17 protein-coding genes are annotated in these 20836 nt (G+C 70.8%); 1 reads left to right on the forward strand and 16 read right to left on the reverse strand.

Annotated features, from left to right (window positions below; translation table 11 throughout):
* Window positions 1–969: 969 nt before the first annotated feature.
* Complete coding sequence (locus tag ABGB16_RS27905; RefSeq protein WP_347671065.1) at window positions 970–1962, reverse strand: acetylxylan esterase; 993 nt, start codon at window positions 1960–1962, stop codon at window positions 970–972.
* A gap of 390 nt (window positions 1963–2352) precedes the next feature.
* Here ABGB16_RS27905 and ABGB16_RS27910 point away from each other — a divergent pair, with 390 nt between their 5' ends.
* Complete coding sequence (locus ABGB16_RS27910; protein ID WP_347671066.1) at window positions 2353–4320, forward strand: hypothetical protein; 1968 nt, start codon at window positions 2353–2355, stop codon at window positions 4318–4320.
* 156 nt (window positions 4321–4476) lie between these two features.
* Here the strand turns inward: ABGB16_RS27910 and ABGB16_RS27915 are convergent, their stop codons facing one another.
* The 15 genes from ABGB16_RS27915 to ABGB16_RS27985 form a co-directional block, all read right to left on the reverse strand.
* The gene (locus ABGB16_RS27915; RefSeq protein WP_347671067.1) at window positions 4477–6009 is read right to left on the reverse strand and encodes a GMC family oxidoreductase N-terminal domain-containing protein; all 1533 of its coding nucleotides are present in this window, start codon (window positions 6007–6009) and stop codon (window positions 4477–4479) included.
* The gene (locus tag ABGB16_RS27920) at window positions 6006–7517 is read right to left on the reverse strand and encodes an aldehyde dehydrogenase family protein (protein WP_347671068.1); all 1512 of its coding nucleotides are present in this window, start codon (window positions 7515–7517) and stop codon (window positions 6006–6008) included. Before ABGB16_RS27920 ends, ABGB16_RS27915 begins: the two co-directional genes overlap by 4 nt.
* Window positions 7518–7596: 79 nt before the next feature.
* Window positions 7597–9030, reverse strand: a complete 1434-nt coding sequence (locus ABGB16_RS27925; RefSeq protein ID WP_347671069.1) for an aldehyde dehydrogenase family protein — start codon at window positions 9028–9030, stop codon at window positions 7597–7599.
* Window positions 9027–9914, reverse strand: coding sequence for an NAD(P)-dependent oxidoreductase (locus tag ABGB16_RS27930; RefSeq protein ID WP_347671070.1), 888 nt, complete (start codon window positions 9912–9914; stop codon window positions 9027–9029). Before ABGB16_RS27930 ends, ABGB16_RS27925 begins: the two co-directional genes overlap by 4 nt.
* The gene (locus tag ABGB16_RS27935) at window positions 9911–10291 is read right to left on the reverse strand and encodes a carboxymuconolactone decarboxylase family protein (protein WP_347671071.1); all 381 of its coding nucleotides are present in this window, start codon (window positions 10289–10291) and stop codon (window positions 9911–9913) included. Before ABGB16_RS27935 ends, ABGB16_RS27930 begins: the two co-directional genes overlap by 4 nt.
* 27 nt (window positions 10292–10318) lie before the next feature.
* On the reverse strand, window positions 10319–11227 hold the full coding sequence (locus ABGB16_RS27940; protein ID WP_347671072.1) for an MBL fold metallo-hydrolase: 909 nt from the start codon (window positions 11225–11227) through the stop codon (window positions 10319–10321).
* Window positions 11224–12399, reverse strand: coding sequence for an NAD(P)/FAD-dependent oxidoreductase (locus ABGB16_RS27945; protein ID WP_347671073.1), 1176 nt, complete (start codon window positions 12397–12399; stop codon window positions 11224–11226). The genes ABGB16_RS27940 and ABGB16_RS27945 overlap by 4 nt, the downstream gene beginning before the upstream one ends.
* A 51-nt stretch (window positions 12400–12450) precedes the next feature.
* The gene (locus ABGB16_RS27950; protein ID WP_347671074.1) at window positions 12451–12978 is read right to left on the reverse strand and encodes a YbhB/YbcL family Raf kinase inhibitor-like protein; all 528 of its coding nucleotides are present in this window, start codon (window positions 12976–12978) and stop codon (window positions 12451–12453) included.
* Between the two features lie 17 nt (window positions 12979–12995).
* Window positions 12996–13748, reverse strand: a complete 753-nt coding sequence (locus ABGB16_RS27955) for a cupin domain-containing protein (protein WP_347671075.1) — start codon at window positions 13746–13748, stop codon at window positions 12996–12998.
* A 19-nt stretch (window positions 13749–13767) separates the two neighbouring features.
* Window positions 13768–14670: an amidohydrolase family protein gene (locus ABGB16_RS27960; protein WP_347671076.1), complete on the reverse strand. Its 903-nt coding sequence runs from the start codon at window positions 14668–14670 to the stop codon at window positions 13768–13770.
* Window positions 14671–14672: 2 nt separating this feature from the next.
* Window positions 14673–15773, reverse strand: a complete 1101-nt coding sequence (locus ABGB16_RS27965; RefSeq protein ID WP_347671077.1) for an ABC transporter permease — start codon at window positions 15771–15773, stop codon at window positions 14673–14675.
* Window position 15774: 1 nt separating this feature from the next.
* Complete coding sequence (locus tag ABGB16_RS27970; protein ID WP_347671078.1) at window positions 15775–16890, reverse strand: ABC transporter permease; 1116 nt, start codon at window positions 16888–16890, stop codon at window positions 15775–15777.
* A complete protein-coding gene (locus ABGB16_RS27975; RefSeq protein WP_347671079.1) occupies window positions 16890–18386 on the reverse strand; it encodes an ABC transporter ATP-binding protein in 1497 nt (498 codons plus the stop codon). The genes ABGB16_RS27970 and ABGB16_RS27975 overlap by 1 nt, the downstream gene beginning before the upstream one ends.
* Window positions 18387–18471: 85 nt before the next feature.
* Entirely contained in the window at window positions 18472–19482 is a 1011-nt protein-coding gene (locus tag ABGB16_RS27980) for a BMP family ABC transporter substrate-binding protein (protein WP_347671080.1), read from the reverse strand.
* Window positions 19483–20019: 537 nt separating this feature from the next.
* Window positions 20020–20715, reverse strand: coding sequence for a GntR family transcriptional regulator (locus ABGB16_RS27985; protein ID WP_347671081.1), 696 nt, complete (start codon window positions 20713–20715; stop codon window positions 20020–20022).
* Window positions 20716–20836: the final 121 nt, after the last annotated feature.

A 20836-nucleotide genomic window follows, 5' to 3' on the forward strand; every position in this document is an offset into this window, starting at 1 on the left:
GGTTATCAAAACCATCGCCCGCGACGCCTACGGCTTCCGAAACCCCGAAAACCAACGCCTACGCACCCGCACCACCACCACGCGACGCCACCGCGGACACCTCAACCCCGCTTAAGTTCGAAGAGCCCGAATACCCAGGATCGAACCGGTCGCGCCCGTGATCCCGACTACGAGCCGTCGGCGCCGGTGACCGCCAGTTCCGCCCCCACCGTCGTGACAGCCGGAAACTCCGGTGATGAGTTCATCGTCAACCATTAGCCCATTCCTCCCAACACGCCGTGAGTGTGTTGGCGCTCATCAGTAACCAGATCGGTGATTTAGCGGCCAAATTCGGCCATCATCTCCCGACGCCGCCGCCGACGACCAGCCATAAGCGACACTGACGGGATCGATCCGCTCGGCGACTTCCGTGGCGATACGCCGTCCCGGCGAGTAGTGCGCGAAGGGAGCCGAGAAATAGGAGCCCGCGCCAGGGAACATGAAAGCAGTGACCATGAACCTCTCGCTCAAATCCGGCTGGGATCGGGGGGCTTCCCTGTCTGCCGAACAGGAAGCTCTGTGCGACGCTCGACCATGCCGCGCCGGGGTGCACTGTGTGTAGCACCGGGTTCTCGGTGTGTGTCGCATTGGTACGCACAACGGGTGGGGTGCGACATTAAGGTGACCGGTCATGACCGTCGCCCCTTAGCGGGGCCCAGGGAGAGCAGCAACGTTGGCCTGAAGATACCCCTGGGTCGACCAACGGGGAAGATCCTTTCCGCCTCCTGACGCCTCGCAGAGTCCACTGTCTGATCCTCGAACACGGTCCGCCGCCACGCCGATACTCACCGATGCGTTCCGTGCCACGTTCCCGCCGGCCATACCTCGCTGCGTCCGACGATTGACGCTGAGTCAAGGACCGTGGAACCGCGAACGGGACGACTTATTCGGCGAGTTGGCGGTGATGGCGCGCCGCTGGTCCTGGCGCACCTACACAGCGGGGTTTCCTCCGGCGGCCAGCACCTCGGCGAAGAACCGCAACCGGACCTCGTCCTGCACCGACCCACCGCCTTCGTGGCCGTTGAAGGGATACACCTCCATCCGGCGCGGGCCGGCATAGTGGTGGTAGGCGCCGAAGATCGTCGACGGCGGGCAGCTGGCGTCCATCAGCGCCACGCTGAACAGTGCCGGGCAGCGCCCCCGGGTGGCGAAGTTGACCCCGTCGACATAGCTCAACGTGTCGAAGACCCGCTCCACGTTGCCCCGGTGGACCTTCAGGTAGTTGACGATCTCCCGGTAGGGGCCGGCGGTGGCCAGCTCGGCGCCGCGCCGGAAGTCACACAGGAACGGCACGTCGGGCGCGACCGCGCGCAGCCGGGGGTCGAGGGCCGCGACCGCCAGCGACAGCCCGCCGCCCTGGCTGATCCCGGTGGCCGCCACCCGGTCCGGGTCGACCAGCGGATGCGCCCGGGCCGCCTGCACGGCGCGCACCGCATCGCTGACCACGCGGCGGTAGTAGAGGGTTCGGGGGTCGAGCACGCCCCGGGTGACGAAGCCGGGATGCTGCGGGTTGCCGCCGGCCGGCTCGTGGTCGGGGGTCGCCCCGGCGCTCCACCCACTGCCCTGGCCGCGTACGTCCATGAACAGGTGGGCGTAGCCCGAGGCGGCGTAGAGGAGGTTCTCGTGCGGCAGGCCCCGGCCGCCGCCGTAGCCGGGAAACTCCACCACGCACGGCAGCGGCTCCTCGGCACCGGCCGGGACGGCGAGCCACGCCTTGACCCGGTCGCCGCCGAAGCCACTGAACGTCACGTCGTGGACGGTGATCGCCCGCAGCGGCGAGTCGACCGGCTCGAAGGTGGCGTCCAGCTCGCGCCGGGCCGCCTCGGCCAGGGTGTCGGCCCAGAACTCGTCGAAATCGGCGGCCTCGCGGCGCACCGGCCGGTATCCGGCGAGTTCGGCCAACGGCATATCGGTCAGCGGCATGGCGTACCCCATTTCGTATGGTCGCGTCGGCCGACCCGAGCCAGCCCCTCGTCACGCTGGGTGTCGACGGGTTATCCGCATCGGCAGGCGGGTGGCGGCCGGATGTCATCCTTGGCTGCGGCGAGCAGCCAGGTCAAGGGCCCGAGCGCCTGATCCGGCGACCCGAAAGTGCGCCGATAATCCGTATTAGCTTCTTGACTCGAAGGATCGCCCGGGACCACACTCAGCACTCGGACCGGCCAGACACCTGCCGTACCCTCCGTCACTGATGATCTCGCCGGGGCCGTGCCCGAAGCCGCCTTGCCACGAGCTCCGGTCGGTCCGCCGCGCCACGTCCGAGTCGCTTGATTCCGCTCCGACCCGCCTGCCCGTCCCGACAGGAGGACCACCATGGCCACCAACCCGATCCCGACCAGGTTCAGACGCCGAACGTTGCTGGCCGCCGCAGCGGGCGGAGCAGCGCTGCTCGCCGTACCGCTCCGGGCGCTCGCCGAGACGTCGGACGCCGCCGGGACGCCGGAGAGCGCGGGGACGTCGGAGGCCACCGCGTCGGGTCTGCCGCTGCTGGCCCCACTGCCGCCCGGAGCACCGGACCGGACCCGGTTCGCCCCGCTGGAACAGCGGTTCGCCGGCTACCTGGCGATCCTTCCGGCGATGACCAACGACATCGCCGACACGACCAACCCCGGGTTCATGGGCGGCGGCTGGTGGCGCTCCCCGAACGCGCCGTACAACGCCCGGGTGCAGGAGCACGTCTACACGTTGAGCTGGTTCCACGCCAACCAGCGGCCGTGGAATCCGTACGCCGGGAACGCGGCGTTGGCCGGACGGCTCGACGCGGCGCTCGGGCACTACCTCGGGCTCCAGCACGACGACGGATCCTGGCCGGAGTACAGCCGCAACGAGCACTCGCTGCCCGCCACCGGCTTCGGCCTCGGTTACCTGGCCAAGACCCTGGCCAACCTGCGGCAGTCGGATGCGTTGCCGCAGCGGCGGACAGAGATCGAGCGGGCCCTGAGCGCCGGGATGAGTTGGCTGCTGGATCCGGCCAACGGCATCTGGCGTACCCCGGTCCAGTGGACCAACCAGGTCGCCGCCGGCCTCGCCGGCGCGACCCTGGCGCTGCGGCTCCAACCGGACGCCGCGCTGGCCGCCCGGCTCACCGAGCGGATCGACTTCCTGGCCGAGCACGGACAGAGCCCGGCCGGCTTCTTCTACGACCCGACCGGCATGGACATCAACTACAACTTCGAGGTGATGCTGCCGGAGCTGGCGGAGATCTACCTGCTCACCGGCAACCGGGCCGTGCTGGGGATGGCCCGCCGGTTCACCGAGTGGTTCGGCTACAACCTGCTCCGCGAGCCGGACGGCTCGGGCTGGCTCACCTACTACGCCATGTCCGCCCGGACCAGCGTCGCCTACTACGACAACGCGATCCCCGACCCGGACCGCACCAACCTCAACTCGGCCTTCGTCCCCGACCTGCCACAGCTCGGCGCGTTCCTCACGTCCAGGGAGGACCGGGCCGCCGCCCGCGCCGCCTGGGCCGCCGAGCCGGGTCCCGCCCCCGGATTGGCCAAGCAGGACACCTCGCCCCGGATCATCGCGCACGCGCCGTACGCGGAGACGCTGCCGAGCAACGCCGAGAAGGAGCGGGCCATCGCGGCGCTGCCCTACCTGCGGCTGCCGGAGTTCGCCCAGGTGCGCCGGGACACCGTGGTCAAGCAGGACTACCTCTACGTCAGGCGGCCGGGGCTCTACTTCGGGGCGTTCTTCGGCACCCGGCCGACCAGCACGGTCCGCAGCGGACCGGGTTTCCTCTGGCACCCGGCGGCCGGCACCATCGTGCACGCCCAGCAGAGCGACACCGGCTGCTGGTCGACCCTGCTGCCCAACGGCAACCCGGACGGCCGGAGCAACCTGGTCGCCGAGTACCAGGTCGGTGACCGGGAGTGGAACGGGAAGTTCCTCTCCCCCGGCGACGCGCCGGTGCGGGTGCACTACGGTCTGCCGGACTCGCGGATCACCACCGAGCTGACCATCACCCGGGACAGCGTGATCCGCTCGGTGCGGGCCACCTCGACGGCGACCGAGCAGATCCCACTGGTGCTGCAACCGCAGGACGTCGTGACGTTCGCCGACGGCACCCCGGTCGCCTACGGCGCCGACGCGGCTGCCCGCACCGACGGCCTGACCATCCGTCGCGGCGGCACCGTCATCACGATCAGTTGGGACAGCGTACGGCCGGCCACCGTGACCAGCACGTCCCGGACCTACCTGCGCGACGCCCGGCGACGGGTCCACACGCTGCGGGTGCCGCACGACGGCCGGATCGAGGTACGCATCACCCTGTCCTGACCCTGCGCTCCGGTGTCGACCGGCTGCCGGACCGGTTGTCGACCGGTCCGGCAGTCGGCTGTCGGCGTGCTGACGCAGCAGGTCGGCGTGGGCGGCGTGCAGCCGAGCCGGCGGTGACGTGCCGGACCGGCCGGCGTCGGCCCCGTACCCGGCGGGTCAGGCCGCGGCGGTGATCCCCTGCGCGAGGTCGGCGGCCTTCTCGGCGATCATCACCGTCGCCGCGTTGGTGTTCGTCGACACGATGGTCGGCATGACCGAGGCGTCGGCGATCCGCAGTCCGCGCAACCCTGTCACTCGCAGCTGCGGGTCCACGACCGCAAGCGAGTCCACGCCCATCCGGCACGAGCCGGCCGCATGTCCGTAGGACTGCACCGCCTCTCGGACGAACGCCGTGACCGTGGCGTCGTCGGCGGCCAGAAGCGGGTGCGATCTCGCCTTCCAGTCGTCGAAGGCCGGCATCTCGCTGATCCGCAGGGCGTGCCGGACACCGGATACCAGGGCCCGGACGTCGGCGGGCTCGTCGAGATAGCGGAAGTCGATTCGGGGCGGCACCGCCGGGTCGGGGCTGGCCAGTTCCAGCACGCCCCGGCTGGCGGGACGCATGTGCCCGATGCCGAAGGTGTAGCCATGCTCGGGCGCCGACTGCCAGGGGTTGGTGAAGGGGACGTGGATGAACACGATCTGCAGGTCGATCGACGCCCGCCCGGGTTCACTGTCCAGCAGCAGCGTCGTCTCACCGAGATTGCCGCTGGCGGGCGGGAGCGGGCGGCCGGCCTCGACGGTGAGGCCGGCCAGGATGACGTGGTCCTGGAGGCTCTGCCCCACGCCCGGCAGGTCGTGGAGCACCTTGACGCCGACGCGCTCCAGGACCTGGACGGGGCCGACCCCCGAGGTGAGCAGGAGGTGCGGGGTGCCGATGGCGCCGGCACAGAGAATCGTGTCGACCTCTGCCGCGTAGTGGCGCCGCTCGCCGTCGACGACCGCGTCGACACCGAGGCACCGGTCACCGTCGATGACCACCCGCTCCACGAACGCCCCGGTCACCAGGTCGAGGTTCGTCCGGCCGAGCGCCGGTTCGAGGTACGCCGTCGCGGTGCTCTGCCGCCGCCCGTCGACGATGAGCAGGTCGTGGCTGCTGGCGCCGCGCAGCTCGGCGCCGTTCAGATCGTCGACGACCGGGTGACCGGCCTGGGCCGCGGCGGCCAGGTAGGCCCGGGACAGCGGATGCAACTGCGCGGCCGGTGCCGGCCGGAGCGGACCGGCCTGCCCCCGGTACGCCGGGTCGCCGTGGGCGGACGTCTCGGACCGCTTGAAGTACGGCAGGACGGAGGCGTAGTCCCATCCCGTACAGCCGAGGTACGCCCAGGTGTCGAAGTCGCTACGGTCGCCGCGCAGGAAGGCCATCGCGTTGATGCTGCCGGTGCCGCCGACGGTACGTCCGCGCGGGATGTCGTGGACCTTGCCGGTGCCGGCCTGCGGGACGGTCTGGAAGGCCCAGTCCACGTCCGTCCCCCGCAGCGCCGGCCAGGTGGACGTAGCCATGATCCGTTCGCTGGCGTCGGTCCGGCCCGCCTCGATCAGCAGCACCCGGACCGCCGGGTCCTCGCTGAGCCGGGCGGCGAGAACGCACCCGGCCGTACCGGCTCCGACCACGATGTAGTCGTAGCCGCTGGGCGTCGACGCACTCACAGGGACACCACGACCGTCTTGGTCTCGAGGTACTCCCCCAGCGACTCGCGGCAGGTCTCCCGGCCCCAACCGGACTCCTTGGTGCCACCGAACGGGAGCGCCGAGTCGGCCGCCTGGTAGCAGTTGACCCACACCTGGCCGGACTCGATCGCGGCGGCCATCCGGTGCGCCCGCGAGACGTCCCGGGTCCACACGCCGGCGCCGAGGCCGAAGCGGGTGTTGTTGGCCAGCGCCAGCACCTCCTCCTCGGTGTCGAACGGTACGGCCGAGACGACCGGGCCGAAGATCTCCTCGTGCATGATCCGCGAGTCGGGGCGGGCGTTGACGAGGACGGTGGGCTCGACGAAGTAGCCGCCGGCGTAGGCCTCTCCCTGCGGCGCGCGCCCACCCGTGACCACCTCGGCGCCCTCGTCCACGCCGATCTCGACGTACCCGAGGACCTTGTCGCGGTGCTCGGCCGAGATCAACGGCCCCATCTGGGTGACGGGGTCGGTACCCCGGCCGAGCGTGATCGAGGCGGCGTGCTTCGCGAGCCGCTGGACGACCTCGTCGAAGACGCCGCGCTGCACGTAGAGGCGGGAGCCGGCGATGCAACTCTCGCCCTGGGTGGCGAACGCGGCGGCGGCCGCTCCCGCGATCACGGCGTCGAGGTCGGCGTCGGCGAAGACGATGTTGGGGGATTTCCCGCCCAGTTCGAGCGAGACGCGCTTGAGGTTGCCGGTGGCGGCTCGCACGATCGCCTTGCCGGTGGGCACCGAGCCGGTGAAGGTCACCTTGTCCACGCCGGGGTGCTCGACGAGGGCCACGCCGGCGGTCTCACCGAACCCGGTCACGTAGTTCACCACGCCGGCCGGGATACCGGCCTCGGCCGTGAGCTGCGCGAGCAGCGCGATGGAGATCGGGGTCTGCTCGGCCGGCTTGAGCACGATGGTGCAGCCGGTGGCGAGGGCCGGCGCGAGCTTCTTGACCGCCATGAGCAGCGGCAGGTTCCACGGCACGATCGCGGCGACCACGCCCACCGGCTCCTTGAGGGTGTAGGCGTGGAACCTCCCGCCGTGGCTAGCCGGGTAGGAGATCGGGATGGTCTCGCCGGTGATCTTCGTGGTCCAGCCGGCGTAGTAGCGCAGCACGTCCACCGAGAACGGGATGTCGAAGTACCGCATCTCGTTGATCGGCTTCCCACTGTCGATCGAGTCGAGCACGGCGAGCCGCTCGGCGTTCTCCTCGATCAGGTCGGCCAGCCGCCAGATCAGCCTGCCGCGGGCCTGGGGGGTGAGCGACCGCCACGAGCCGCCCGGCGCGAAGGCGGCGCGAGCGGCCGCGACCGCCCGGTCGACGTCACTCGCGTCGCCGGCGGGCACCTCGACGACCAAGCTGCCGTCGGCAGGGTCGTAGACCGGCAACGTCTGACCGCTACCGGCCGCCACCCACTCGCCGCCGATGAACATCTTCTCCGCGAGCCTGATGTCGGCCTCGACCGACGGGGCGGTCTGGAGCGTGCTCGTCATCCTGCAACCTCCTGAGTTCTGCCATACCAATAGGGATCGTGGTGGTCACACCTGCGACGCCGCTGCGCGGGCGTTTCGCTCAGCGACGGGGAGCCAGCCGCACGCTGATGCTCTTGACGTGCGAGTAGTGGTGCAGCGCCTCGATCCCCTTCTCCCGCCCGTAGCCGCTCTGCTTATGCCCGCCGAACGGCATCTGGACCGACTGGGTCGACCACGAGTTGACGTAGACCTGTCCCGCCTCGATCGACTCGGCGACCCGGAAGGCGCGGGAGATGTCCTCGGTGAAGACTCCCCCGACCAGGCCGAACTCCGAGTCGTTGGCGAGTTCGACGGCCTCCTGCTCGGTGTCGAACGGAATGACCACCAGGACCGGCCCGAAGACCTCCTCCCGGGCGATCCGCATCCCGTTGGTGACACCGGAGTAGATCGTGGGCTCGACATAGAAGCCGCCGGCGAACTCGGGATCGGTGACCACGCCACCGCCGAACTCGGCGCGGGCGCCCTCCTCGGCGGCGATCGCGAAGTACCGCTGCACGGTGTCGTACTGGCCTCGGGTGATCATCGGACCCACGTCCTGGCCGGGGCGCAGCCGCCGGGTCTCCGCCACCAGCGCTTCGACGAACCGCTCCTGGACCGACCGCTCGACCAGCAGCCGGGTCCCGGAGGAGCAGACCTGGCCCGCGTTGGTCGTGAAGGCCCGGACGGCCTCGGCGGCGGCGAACTCGAGATCGGCGTCGGCGAACACGATGTTGGCCGACTTGCCGCCGAGCTCGAGGGTCAGCGGGAGGATCCGGTCCGCCGCGATCCGCCCGATGTCCTGCCCGACCCGCACCGAACCGGTGAAGGCCACCTTCCGCACGAGCGGGTGCCGCACGATCGCGGTCCCGACCTCGTCGCCGCGGCCGAGCACCACGTTGAGCACCCCCGGCGGCAGCCCCTCCTCGCTGGCGATCCGGGCCAGCGCCACGGTCGACTGCGAGGTGGTCTCCGCGGGCTTCGCGACGATCGTGTTGCCGGCGGCGAGCGCCGGGGCGCAGGCCCGGGCCGCCTGGTTGAGCGGCAGGTTCCACGGCGTGATCACCCCGACCACCCCGAACGGTTCGCGCCGCGTGTAGACGTGCAGGTCGGACCGGATGTCGAGGACGTCGCCCGCCGGCAGGTTCACCAGTGCCGCATAGAACTCGAAGTACTCCGCGGCACCGCGGATCTCGGCCGTGGCGAGGGCGAGCGGCTTGCCGGTGTCGAGACTCTCCAGTTCGGCCAGGGCGTCCAGGTCCGCGAGCAGCCGCCGGCCGATGGCCGCCAGGATCCGGCCGCGTTCCAGCGACGCGATGCGGCGCCACCCGGGCGCCGCGGCCTGGGCCGCCCGCACGGCGAGGTCGACGTCGGCCGCCGTGCCCTGCGCGACCTGTGCCCCGGCACCGCCGGTCGCCGGATTGGTGCCGACACGGAAACCCCCGGCGGTCGGCGGGACGGCCTCGCCGCCGATCCAGTGCAGCAGCGGGGCGTTCACCGGTCGCCGCCGATCAGCTCGTACATCGCGGTGTGGTCGGTCTGCGGCGTGACTTCCGTGGCGATCCGCCGCCACTGTCGGGCCACGCCGTCCGCGACCTCGGTGGCCTGGCCGAGTTCGCGCGCCAGGTCGACGGCGATCCCGACGTCCTTCGCCATCAGGTGCAGCGCGAACCCCGAGTCGTAGCTGCCGCTGATCATGAACTGGGCGACCTTGTTCTCGCTGGTGTTCGAGCGCCCGGAGGAGCTGTTGAGCACCTCGGTCATCGTCTCCGGCGGGATACCGAACCGCTCCCCCAGCCGCAGCGCCTCCACGGTCACCGAGATGGTGGTGGCCGAGACCAGGTTGTTCAGGGCCTTCGCCGCGTGCCCGGACCCGATGGGGCCGACCGGGATGACGGTTCGGGCCAGTCGTTGCAGGGCCGGGCGCACCTCGGCCAGATCGGTCTCCTCCCCGCCGACCAGTACCGCCAGCGTTCCGGCGACCGCGCCGCGTACCCCGCCGGAGACGGGAGCGTCGAGCATCCGCAGGCCCCGGGCGGCCAGTCGCTCGGCCAGCGCGCGGGTGCGCAGCGGCTCGGAGGAGCTCATGTCGACGACCAGGGTGCCGGGTCGCAGCGCTCCCGCGACCGCGTCGCCCTCGAGCACCGACTCGACGACCGCCGAGTTCGGCAGCATCAGGATCAGGACGTCCACGGCGCGGTACGCGTCGACGGTGTGGGCGGCGACCGCCTTCGGGTGGTCGGCCACGAATCCCTCGGCGACGTCCGGTGCGGCGTCGGCCACCGTGAGTCGATAGCCCGCCTCGTACAGTCGGGCAGCCATCGGTCGGCCCATCTTGCCGAGGCCGATGAACCCGATGTGCTCGATCCCCACCCCGGTCACTCGGCGTCCACGGCGGCGAACACCTCGGCTGCGAGGCGGAAGCTCTCCAACGCGGCGGGCCCGCCGCAGTAGAAGGCGGTCTGCATGAGGACCTCCTTGATCTTCTCCCGGGAGACCCCGTTGTTCAGCGCGCCGCGGACGTGCGCCTTGAACTCGTGGCCCCGGTTGAGGGCGGTGATCATGGCGAGGTTGATCAGGCTGCGCTCCTCCAGGCTGAGCCCGGGGCGGTTCCAGATGTCGCCCCAGCAGTACTTCGTCACGTACTCCTGCAGATCGATCGAGAAGTCGGTGGCGGCCGCCAGCGACGCGTCGACGTGGGCGTCGCCGAGCACCCGGCGGCGCATGGCCAGGCCGGCCTCGTACAGGTCGTCGGTCACGGTGGTGGGTTCCTTCCGAGCGGTGGTTCAGATCCGGGCCAGGTCGGCCCAGTCGCGGATGACGAACACGTCGGCGTCGGCGGCGACGTGACAGGCGGAGTGCCCGCCGAAGTGGGCCGGAAAGACCAGCAACGAGCGGTCCGCGGCCTCGGCGAGGAGGCGGCGGCGGGACGCCCGGGCCAGCGCCGGGTCCTCGCAGAAGCAGCTGTTGACGTCCGGGTTTGCTATCTGCACGGGTGAGTGGATGATGTCGCCGACGAAGAGCGCGCCGGCGTTCCCCGACTCCAGCCGCAGCACCGCGGAGCCGGGGGTGTGCCCGGGCGCCGCCTGCAACACCAGATCGGAATCGATCCGGTACTCGCCGCTCCAGAGCTCGACGAGTCCCGCGCGGTGCACCGGGACGACGCTGTCCTCGAAGACGTTCTGGTTGCCGTCGGCCGGCGGCCGCGGGTTCTTCACCGGGTTCCAGAACTCGAAGTCCTCGCGGGTGATGAGGTAACGCGCGTTCGGGAAGGTGGGAACCCAGCCACGGCCCTCCAGGCGGGTGTTCCACCCGACGTGGTCGACGTGGAGGTGGGTGTTGATGACGACGTCCACGTCCTCCGGTGCGACCCCCGCCGCGGCCAGGTTCGCGAGGTACGCGGTGTCGTGGTGGGCGTAGACCGGGGCGTACGGGCGTTCCTTGCCGTTGCCGGCGCCGGTGTCGAGCAGGATCACCGCCCCCTGGCTGCGGATCAGCCAGGTGTGCAGCACCGAGCGCAGCTGTCCCCGACCGGCGTCGAAGAAGTCCGGGTCGAGCCATCCGGCGTTGTCCCGCCAGTACGCCGGGTCGCTGTCCGGGAACAGGAAGCCGGGGGTCGCCGGGCTGGGGCCGGCGTACTCCTGGATGCGGGTGATCTCGACGTCGCCGATGACGACCGTCTGGGGCCCGCTCACCACGACCGGTTCACCTCCGGAACCGGGTACGCCGCCACGATCTCGGGCGTGGCCGAGGAAAGCACGAAGTTCGCCGTCTCCATGACCTCGGGGGTGAAGCCGTTGCCCTTGGCCAGCGTGCGGGTCTCGGCCATGTAGGCGCTGCGGGCCTGCGCGGCGTCGGTCATGCTCCGCTCGCGCTGCTCCCACACCGCGAGCGCCTCGTCGATGTCGTCGTACTGGTCGAGGGTGTGGGCGAGTTCGACCGCGTTGACGATGCCGACGCTGGCGCCCTGCCCGAGCGCGGGACACATGGCGTGGGCCGCGTCTCCGACGAGCACCGCCCGACCGGTCGACCAGGGCGTCACCCGGTTGGTCTGGTAGCTGTCGTGTCGGCCGCCCTCGGCCCTGCCGGCCAGTTCCACCGCCGTGGCCAGGTGCGGGAAGCGCTTCGACCACACCTCGACGTCGATCGGGATTCGTGAGGCGCGCTCGTTGGTGGTCGTCGCCATCATGCCCATGTAGATCGTGTCGGGCCCGGTGGGGATGAACAGGATGCGCATCGGGTCCGGCTCCAGGGTCCAGAAGTCGATGACCCGGTCCCACTCGGGGCCCTGGAACTCCTCGGGCCGCGGGATCAGGACCCGGCAGACGCCGTCCTGGTACTTCTTGCGTTCCTGGGTGAGCTCGCCCAGCGAGTTGCGTACGGCCGAGCCGGCGCCGTCGGCACCGATCACCAGGTCGGCCTCCAGCCGGGCCCCGTCGGCGAGGAGCAGGGCGCCCGCCGGGTCGGCCCCGACGGCCCGGGAGCCTGTGACGATCTCGACGCCGGCCTCGCGGGCGGCCGTGGCCAGCAGCGCGTGCAGCTTCGGCCGGGTGAGCGCCCAGTAGGGGTAGCCGGCCAGCTCCGACGAGACCGGGTCGCCGTTCAGGCTGGTGTCGTAGGTGCCGGGCTGTACGCCGTTCGCCCGGATCTCCCCGGCCACCCCGATGACGTCGAGGGCCAGCATCGCGTTGCGCCACAGCAGGATGCCGGCGCCGAAGTCGCGCACCTGGTCGTTCTGCTCGTGCAGGCGGACGGTCCAGCCACGGCGGGCGAGCGCGATGCTCACGGTGAGACCGGCGAACCCGGCGCCCGCGACCTCGGCGTGGCGGGAGCGGCCGGTGGGGCCTGTCGAGTGGGTTCCTGTCATCTCAGTGCCTCCAGGAATAGGACAATTGGCTGCTGAGCGATCACGTGACGGTCACTCCTCCGCGTCCACCCATACGGTCATGCTCCCCCGCGCCAGCGTGTGAAAGTGCAGGTTGAAGCCCAGGACGACCGGGGTCAGCCCGGGATCGATCTCGAGCACGGGGACGTCGACGGCGTGGACGATGAACACGTAGCGGTGGCGACCCGAGCCCGGCGGCGGGTTGGGGCCGATGTACTGCCGCATCCGCAGGTCGTTGGGGAGGGTGAGGGACCCCGGCGGCATCGGTCCGTCCGGCGCACCGGCGCCGGCCGGCAGCGAGGTCACGGAGGCGGGAATGTTCGCGACGGCCCAGTGCATGAACCCGACGCCGGTGGGCGCGTCCGGGTCGTAGCAGGTGATCGCGAAGCTCTTGGTCTCGGCCGGGAAGTCCGACCAGGCCAGGTGGGGTGAGGTGTTGGTGCCGCCGATGTTCGGGTCGCGGTAGGGCAGCGGCATTTCCGTGCCGTCGACGAGGTCGTCGCTGGATACGCGCAGCGGCGGTGCCGGGGTCACGGCTGCGTAGGGGTCGTTGTTGATCACAGTTTCTCCTGTCCCGATCACTTGTCGGCGATCGGTGCGGTGTCGACGTGGACTGTGCGGATCGTGGTGCGGATGTCCCAGGTGCCGGCCCAGCCGTCCGGCAGGGCGACGGCGCTGCCGGCGGTCAACTCGTGCGAGGTGCCGTCCTCGTCCGCGATGGTGGCCTCGCCGGAGATGACGTACAGGTAGGAGGCCCCCTCGGCCGCCGCCCGCCGGTACACCCCCGGTCCGCGCTCCTGGACGGCGCACCTGCCGTCGGGGCCGTCGAACACGACGGTCTCGGCGACCGGCGGCGCCCAGGAGGCCCCTCCCTCCGCCACCGGGAGTTGCAGGTCACCTTCGAGCACGTCGACCGCGCCCAGGAAGGCGGACGGCTGCACACCCTCGCGGTACGGCGGCACCGGGGTCGTGTGCAGGTAGACCTTCCGGATGGTCTCGCGGATGTCCCAGGCACCGACCCAGCCGTACGGCAGCACGATCACGCTGCCGGCGGTCAGCTCGTGGGAGGTGCCGTCCTCGTCCGTGATGGTGGCCTCGCCGGAAATGATGTACATGAACGAGCCCCGCTTGTCCTTCACGCGGGGGTAGACACCGGCGTCGCAGGCCCAGACGGCGAAGAACGAGCCGGCAGCGTCGTACAGGACCCTCTCGTAGGCGAACGGCGCCCCCTGGAGGATCGGCTCCATCGAGATCTCGACGGGGAGCGGGCCGTCGAGTACGGCCGCGGCGTCCAGGAACACCGACGGATGCGTGGTCTGGTTCGTAGTCATGGCTTTCTCCGGGAGACGGTCAGCAGGCAGTTCGGGTCAGCGCGGTCGGCAGGCTCGGCGGGGACGCCGCGGGTGCCTCGATGCCGAGCAGGTCGAAGGAGGGGCGGTGCAGGATCCCGTACAGTTCCTCGTCGGTGATGGGCGTGTGCGCGATCTGCCGCATCCGCGCGACGACCCGTTCGAGGGCGGCGGCGGCGCTGGCCGCGGCCACCATCGGGGAGTCGCTGCCGAAGAGCACCTTGGAGAGGACGCCGTACTCCTTGGCGGCCGAGAAGGCGTTCGCCAACACCGTCGGGCGGCTGGCGATCGCGGACGTGTCGGCGAAGACGTTGGGGTGCCGGCGCATCACGACGACGGTTTCGTAGATCCACGGGTGACCCATGTGCGCGACCACGATCCGCAGGTCGGGGAAGGTGGATGCCACGTCGTCGAGCAGCAGCGGGTTGGCGTCGGGCAGCCGGCCGGCGTTCGCGAAGATCGCGCCTTGATGGATCATGACCGGCAGGCCGAGCCGCTCCGCGGTCTTGAAGACCCGCATCGTCATGGGGTGCAGCGGCGAGGTTCCCTGGTAGATCGGCCCCAGTTTGATGCCGACCAGCCCAAGGTCCGCGTGGCAGCGCTCCACCTCGTCGACCGCGTCGTGACGGGTCGGGTCCACCGACATGAAGCCGACGGTCTGACCACCGACTTCCCGTACGAATGCGGCGACGGCATCGTTGGGGACCATGATCCCGGAGGCCTGCGCCTGGAGCCCGAAGACGATCGTCCGCTCGGCGGGCGCCACACCCCGGCGGTAGGACTCCACCGTGACCAGGTCGATCTCGTCGGAGGCCAGCGTCTTCGACACCCGCCCCAGCCCGTCCGTCCAGGGAGAGCACTGGTGCTCCCGAGTCCAGAAGTGCGTGTGCACGTCGGTGATCAAAGTCAGACCTCACTTCGCAGATAGGGAACGGCGAGCGCCTCCGGCGCCTTGTGCCGCCGTCTGCCCTCGGCGGCGAGGGCGACGAGCGCCAGCACGTACGGCATGGCGAGCCACAGGGACACCGGCAACGTCACGGCCGGTCGGACGATGGCGAGCACGACCAGCACCGCGACCACGGCCAGGCCGGCAAGCTCGCCGGCGCCGGCCCGCCGCCGGTCGAGGCGGGTGGCGGCCGCCGCGCCCCGGACGCGCCGGGTGCCGAGAGCAACCAGGATGAGCAGGGCCGCGGCGATCCACACCTCACGAGGGATGTCGCCGACGGCCTGCAGCCGCAACTGGGTGGCGTCGGTGACCGCGAAGATCGCGACGGCCAGGCCCAGCCCGCTCAGCCGCCAGCCGCCGAACAGGACGGCGGCGATCGCCAGATAGCCGCGCCCGCCGGTCATGGCCTCGCGGAAGACACCGACGTCGCCGATGGAGATGTACGCGCCCGCCGCTCCGGCACAGGCCCCCGAGAAGAGGACGCCGGCCCAGCGCAGCCCACGGACGCTGACGCCGGCAGCGTCGACCGATACCGGGCTCTCGCCGGTCGCCTTCAGGTTGATGCCCCAGGTCGTCCGGGTCAGCGCCAGGGCCACGAGGACGACGACGACGGCCGTGGCGTAGATGAAGGCGTCCTGGGTGAACAGGGCGGGCCCGAGGACGGGCACGTCCGAGAGCACCGGGATCTCGAGCCGGGGCAGCGGGGCGAAGGCGCGTGGCTCGCTGAAGACGTCGTCGTTGAGGAACGCCGTCAGGCCGTAGCCGAGCAGGGTCAGCGCGATGCCGGAGACGATCTGGTCGACCTTGGTCTCGATCGCGAGCACGCCCATCAGCGCCCCGAAGAGCAGGCCGCCGACGATGCCGCCGAGGAAACCGACCGCGATGTTCCCGGTGCCGGCCATCACGAGGTAGCCGCCGAAGGCGCCGACGAGCAGTACGCCTTCGAGCCCGACGTTCAGTACGCCGGCCCGCTCGGAGACGAGTTCCCCGGTGGCGGCGAGCAGGATCGGGGCGGCGATCGTGATCGCCGAGACGAGGAACGCGACGTCGAAGATTCCCATCTCAGGCCTCCTCGGTCCGGGCAGCGCTGCGGGCGACGACGCGGGACCGTCGACGGGCGGGGGCGGGCTTGGCCGCGGACGGCGCCCGCGTCCTGCCACGCAGGACCACGGCCGCCACCAGGACCAGCACGATGACGGCGCCCTGGAGAACCGAGGCCAGCGAGGAGGGCACATCCAACTGGGCCTGCATGGCGGTCCCCCCGACGTTCAGCGCGGAGAACACGACGGCGGTGGCGACCGCGCCGACCGGTGAGTTGCGCGCCAGCAGGGCGACCGCGATGCCGTTGAAGCCGACGCCGGCTTCGAATCCGTCACTCATCCAGGGCGCGGAACCGGCGAAGAGCAGCGCGGCGCCCGCGAGACCGGCGAACCCGCCGGAGATCACGATGGCCGCGACCCCTTCGCGAACCGGATCGATGCCCGACCACCGAGCGGCCTCCTGGTTGCCGCCGGCCACCCGCAGGCGGAAGCCGAACGCGGTACGGGACAGCAGCAGCACCACGGCGATCGCGCACACCGGGAGGAGCACCACGTCGTACGAGAGGGTGCGGCCGGGGATCGACTCGACGCTCGGCCACAGCGCGGCTGCCGGGAAGTTCGCCGACTGTGGCTGACCGTCCAGGGAGCCCTGCAGCGGCCCCCGGACCAACCAGTTCGCGACCTGGATCGCGACCAGGTTGAGCAGGAGCGACGACACGATCTCGAGCACCCCGCGCGAGGCCCACAACCAGGCGGTCAGGCCCGCCCAGAGTGCCCCGCCGACGATGCCGGCGACGGCGGTGAGCAGCACCGCGAGCGGGCCCGGCAGGTTACCGCACTGCAGCCCGACCGCCGTGGCCAGGGATCCACCGGCGAGGATCTGACCGGGAAAGCCGACGTGCAGGCGTCCGGCCCGGGTGGTCAGGATCCAGCCCAGCGCGACCAGGAGCAGCGGCACGGCCTGGGTCAGGGTCGTACCGGCGTTGGTCGGCGTTCCGAACGTGCCGCTCCAGAAGGCGTGGAACGCGTCGGGCGGTGCGACTCCGATCGCCGCCAGCAGGAGCACGCCGACGACCAGTGCCGCCAGGGCCACTCCCACCTGCACGAGCAGCCGCATGATCAGGTCTTTCGAAAGCATCACTGGGCATCTCCGGACGACGTCATGAGGGCGCCGAGGCTGGCGCGGGTGGCCTTCGCGGCGTCGACGATGCCCTGGATGCGCCCGTGGGCGAGCACCGCGATCCGGTCGGACATCGAGATGACCTCGTCGAGGTCCATGGAGATGAGCAGCACGGCACCGCCGCGTTCGCGGTGCGCGACGAGGCTCCGGTAGACGAAGTCCGCCGCCCGTACGTCGAGGCCCCGCACGGGCTGTGCGGCGATCAGCAGGGCCGGGTTTCCCGAGAGTTCCCGGGCGAGGACCGCCTTCTGCTGGTTTCCGCCGGAGAGCCGCCCGATCGGCAGGTGCTCGCTGTCGGCGCGCACGTCGAACTCGTCCATCAGCCGGCGCGCCTCGGCGGACGCCGCACGGATGTCGAGCAGTCCTCGCCTGTTCAGCGGCGCGCGACGCAGCGACCGTAGGGTGATGTTCTCCCAGAGGGCCATCCCGGGGACGATCGCCGCGTGGTGCCGGTCCTCCGGAATCACCGCTCCGCCGGCTCCGAAGAACCCTCGCGGCGACCGGTGGGTGAATGGCCGCCCCGCCAGCTCGATGGCGCCCGACAGCGTTCGCCGGATGCCCATGAGCACCTCGACGAGTTCGGACTGACCGCTACCGGCCACCCCGGCGATCCCCAGGATCTCGCCTCGACGCACCTCGAGGTCGATGCCCTGGAGCACCTTCGGGCCGGCCGGCTGGCTGTCGTCCCGAGCGACGTCGAGGCCACGGACGGTGAGGACGGCGGGACCCGGCGTGCCGGCGGGAAGCGGCGGACGGTCGGCCATTCGATCGCCGACCATCAGGGTCACCAGGTGGTCGGGGGTCGCCTCCGCGATGGTTCCCGAACCGCTCACCGCGCCTCGGCGCAGCACGGTGTACCGGTCCGCGACGCTGAAGACCTCTGAGAGCTTGTGCGAGATCAGGATGATCGCGTGACCGTCGGCGGCGAGCCGCCGCATCAGGTTGGCGAGTTCGTCCCACTCGCCCGGGCTCAGCGCGGCGCTCGGCTCGTCGAAGATCAGGATCCGGGCGCCGCGACAGAGGAGCTTGACGATCTCAAGTCGCTGCCGCTCCCCCACCGACGCGTCGGCGACCAACCGGTCGGGCGCGATCCGCAGGCCGGTTGCCGCAGCCACCTCCTGCGACCGACGGCGCGCCTCGGTCAGACCGTTGCGCCACGGAAGGGCGGCGGGTGCGATGGCGAGGTTCTCCAACTCGGTCAGGGTCGGTACCAGCGTGAAGTGCTGGTGGACCATCCCGATTCCGGCCCGCAGGGCGTGCTCGGGCTTGCGGAACCGCACCGGCTCTCCGTCGAGCTCGATGCCACCCTCATCCGGGGTGTAGAGGCCGGTGACGATCCGCATGAGCGTCGTCTTGCCCGCACCGTTCTCGCCGAGGAGGGCGTGGATCTCACCCCAGGCGATGTCGAGGTCGACGGCGTCGTTGGCGACGAAGGAGCCGAACCTCTTGGTCACTCCGGTGAGCCGGAGAGCGGAAGCTCCGGTGTCCGCGCCGCGGCGGGCGGGGCCAGGATCGGGACGAGTCTTCATCGACGGCGGCCTAACGCTGCTCGAAGTGGTAGGCCGGCTTGGGAAGGAGAACGCCCTTGTCGGCGACGATCTTGCCGTCGGTGATGTCCTTGGTGATCTTCTCGACGAGCGCCTTCTCCTCGGCCGTCCCCTTGCCTGGGCAGAACTCGAACCGCAGCGCGCCGGTGCCCAGGCCGTAGCTGATGGCGCCGGCCGGCAGCTTGTCGGCGGCGGCGTCGGCGACAGCGTTCTTCAGGATGTCGGACCAGCTCACGACGCCGGAGCCGATGATGTGGGGACTCGAGTCGCAGTGCAGGGCGAAGACGTCGTACACGTCGGTGGGGCTGGCCGCCCCGCCGGCGGCCTGGTAGACGCCCCCGGAGCCGCTGTCGAGGTCGGACAGGATCGAGTCCACACCAGCGGCGATCATGGCTTCGGCGGCCTGCTTGGCCTTGCCGACATCGTTGAAATCGCCGGTATAGGTCTGTACGACCTTGGTCTTCGGGTTCTCGAGGGCGGCACCCTGGACCATGCCGTGGTACCAGGCGGTGGTGGAGGGGACCTCAAGGCCGGCTATCATCCCGAGCTTCTTGGTCCGGGAATGGCCCGAGGCGACGGCCCCGACGACGATGGCGTTGTATCCGACGGCGGCGGTGACCGAGGTCACGTTCTCGGCGTAGGCGTCGAGGTCGGCGGCCACCAGGATGAAGTGCACCTTCGGATACTTCGGCGCCACGACCGCGACGGCCTTGTTGAACGAGGCGCCGTCGGCGACCACGATCTGGTTCTTCGCGGCCAGCGACTCCAGGCCCTGGATCTGCTCCTGTGAGTTGGCGGCGTTGTCGACGATGGAGGACAGCTTGAGGCTCTTGTCGGCCTCGATCGCCGCGTTCACGCCGGCCAGGCCGAACTGGGTGAACCCGCCGTCGTTGCGGGGGGCCTGGGAGATGAAACCGATGCTCTTGGTCCCGTCGGCTGCCGCTCCGTCGCCCGGGGACCCACACGCCGAGAGGGCGAGGGGTATGGCGGTAACGGCTGACACGATCGCGATCTTGGTACGCATGCGAAGCCCTTTCGTCGGCTGCCGCCCGTTCGGGTGACAGGGGGGTGACACGGACCGGTGAAGAGACTGGTATGTCAGATGCAAGCGTCTTGGCTGGGGGAACGCCACGACGTGCACCAGATACTGCTGATCTGACATACCAGTTGTCAAGAGGTTGACCCGACCCCAACTCCGGATGACCTGCCGCTGGCCACGCCGGCTCGGCGGCGGCACGGAAACGGCGGCGGAAGCGAGGACCGGCCAGGCCGGCTAGGCCTCACCGGCCGAGGACGGCGAGACGGCGCGCACACTCCTGCCCGGGCGCGCGATCAGCGGTCGCGGACGCGTTCGCCGTCGGCGGCGCCGCGTACCTGCTGCGCAGCTGGCACTCCGGCGCTGGGCTGGGCTCGCGTGCGGGATGGCGCCGGCTCGCCCCCGCCTGAGCCGTCGGCGTACGCGTCGGGCCGCCGCTCACGTCCGGCGACGGGGGCCCCTCCCTGGCCGCGCCGGGAACGAGCGCGGAGGGCACCGGACCGGTCAGCGACCGAACTTCGCCGTGAACTCGTCCTGGAGTTCGAGGCGGCCGCGCTGCACGTGGGCACGCATGGCCTCCTCCGCCGCATCGGCGTCCCGCGCGCGGATGGCGTACACCAGGGCGCGGTGCTCCGCGAGCGACCGCCGCATCCGCCCCTCCCGCCTGGTCACGATCGACGACAGCAGGCCGCGGTTCAGGTGCTGGACCAGCAACCGGTAATGGTCGCTCAACCGTTCGTTCCCGGCGCCCTCGGTGATGAGTTCGTGCAACCGCGCGTCCATGGCGCTGTAGCCGTCGGTGTCGCCAGCCTCGACACAGTCATGCATCGACGCCATCACCTCGTCGATCCGGGCGATGAGCTGGTTGCTGGCGCGGTTCGCGCACAGCCGGGCGGTCATCCCCTCGACCGCCTCACGCACCTCGAAGAGATCGAGGATCTCGTGTCGGCTGAGGCTCTTGACGAAGGTGCCACGGCGACGCTCGATCGAGACGAATCCGGCCCCTTCGAGCTCCTTGAACGCCTCACGCACCGGCATCCGACTGACCCCGAACCGCTCCGCAAGGCGCGCCTCTGAGAGCTTCTCCCCCGGCGCGATGACCCCGGACACGATCTCCTCACGAAGCCTCTGGACGATCACGTCCTTCTTCGAGACGTCGTTGTCGGCGACCCCAGCGGATGCCCTGTGCGCCGCCGACATAGCTCCAAACTTCCTCTAGACGACCGCCCGAACTCCCGCGAGCCTGATGCATGATACCCGCTGCGGGGGCCCTGACAGCATATGAGCCGGGGGCACCGCCACCCGGGAAGCCAGCCGTCAG

The organism is Micromonospora sp. B11E3 (assembly GCF_039871625.1).
Taxonomy (GTDB): Bacteria; Actinomycetota; Actinomycetes; order Mycobacteriales; family Micromonosporaceae; genus Micromonospora.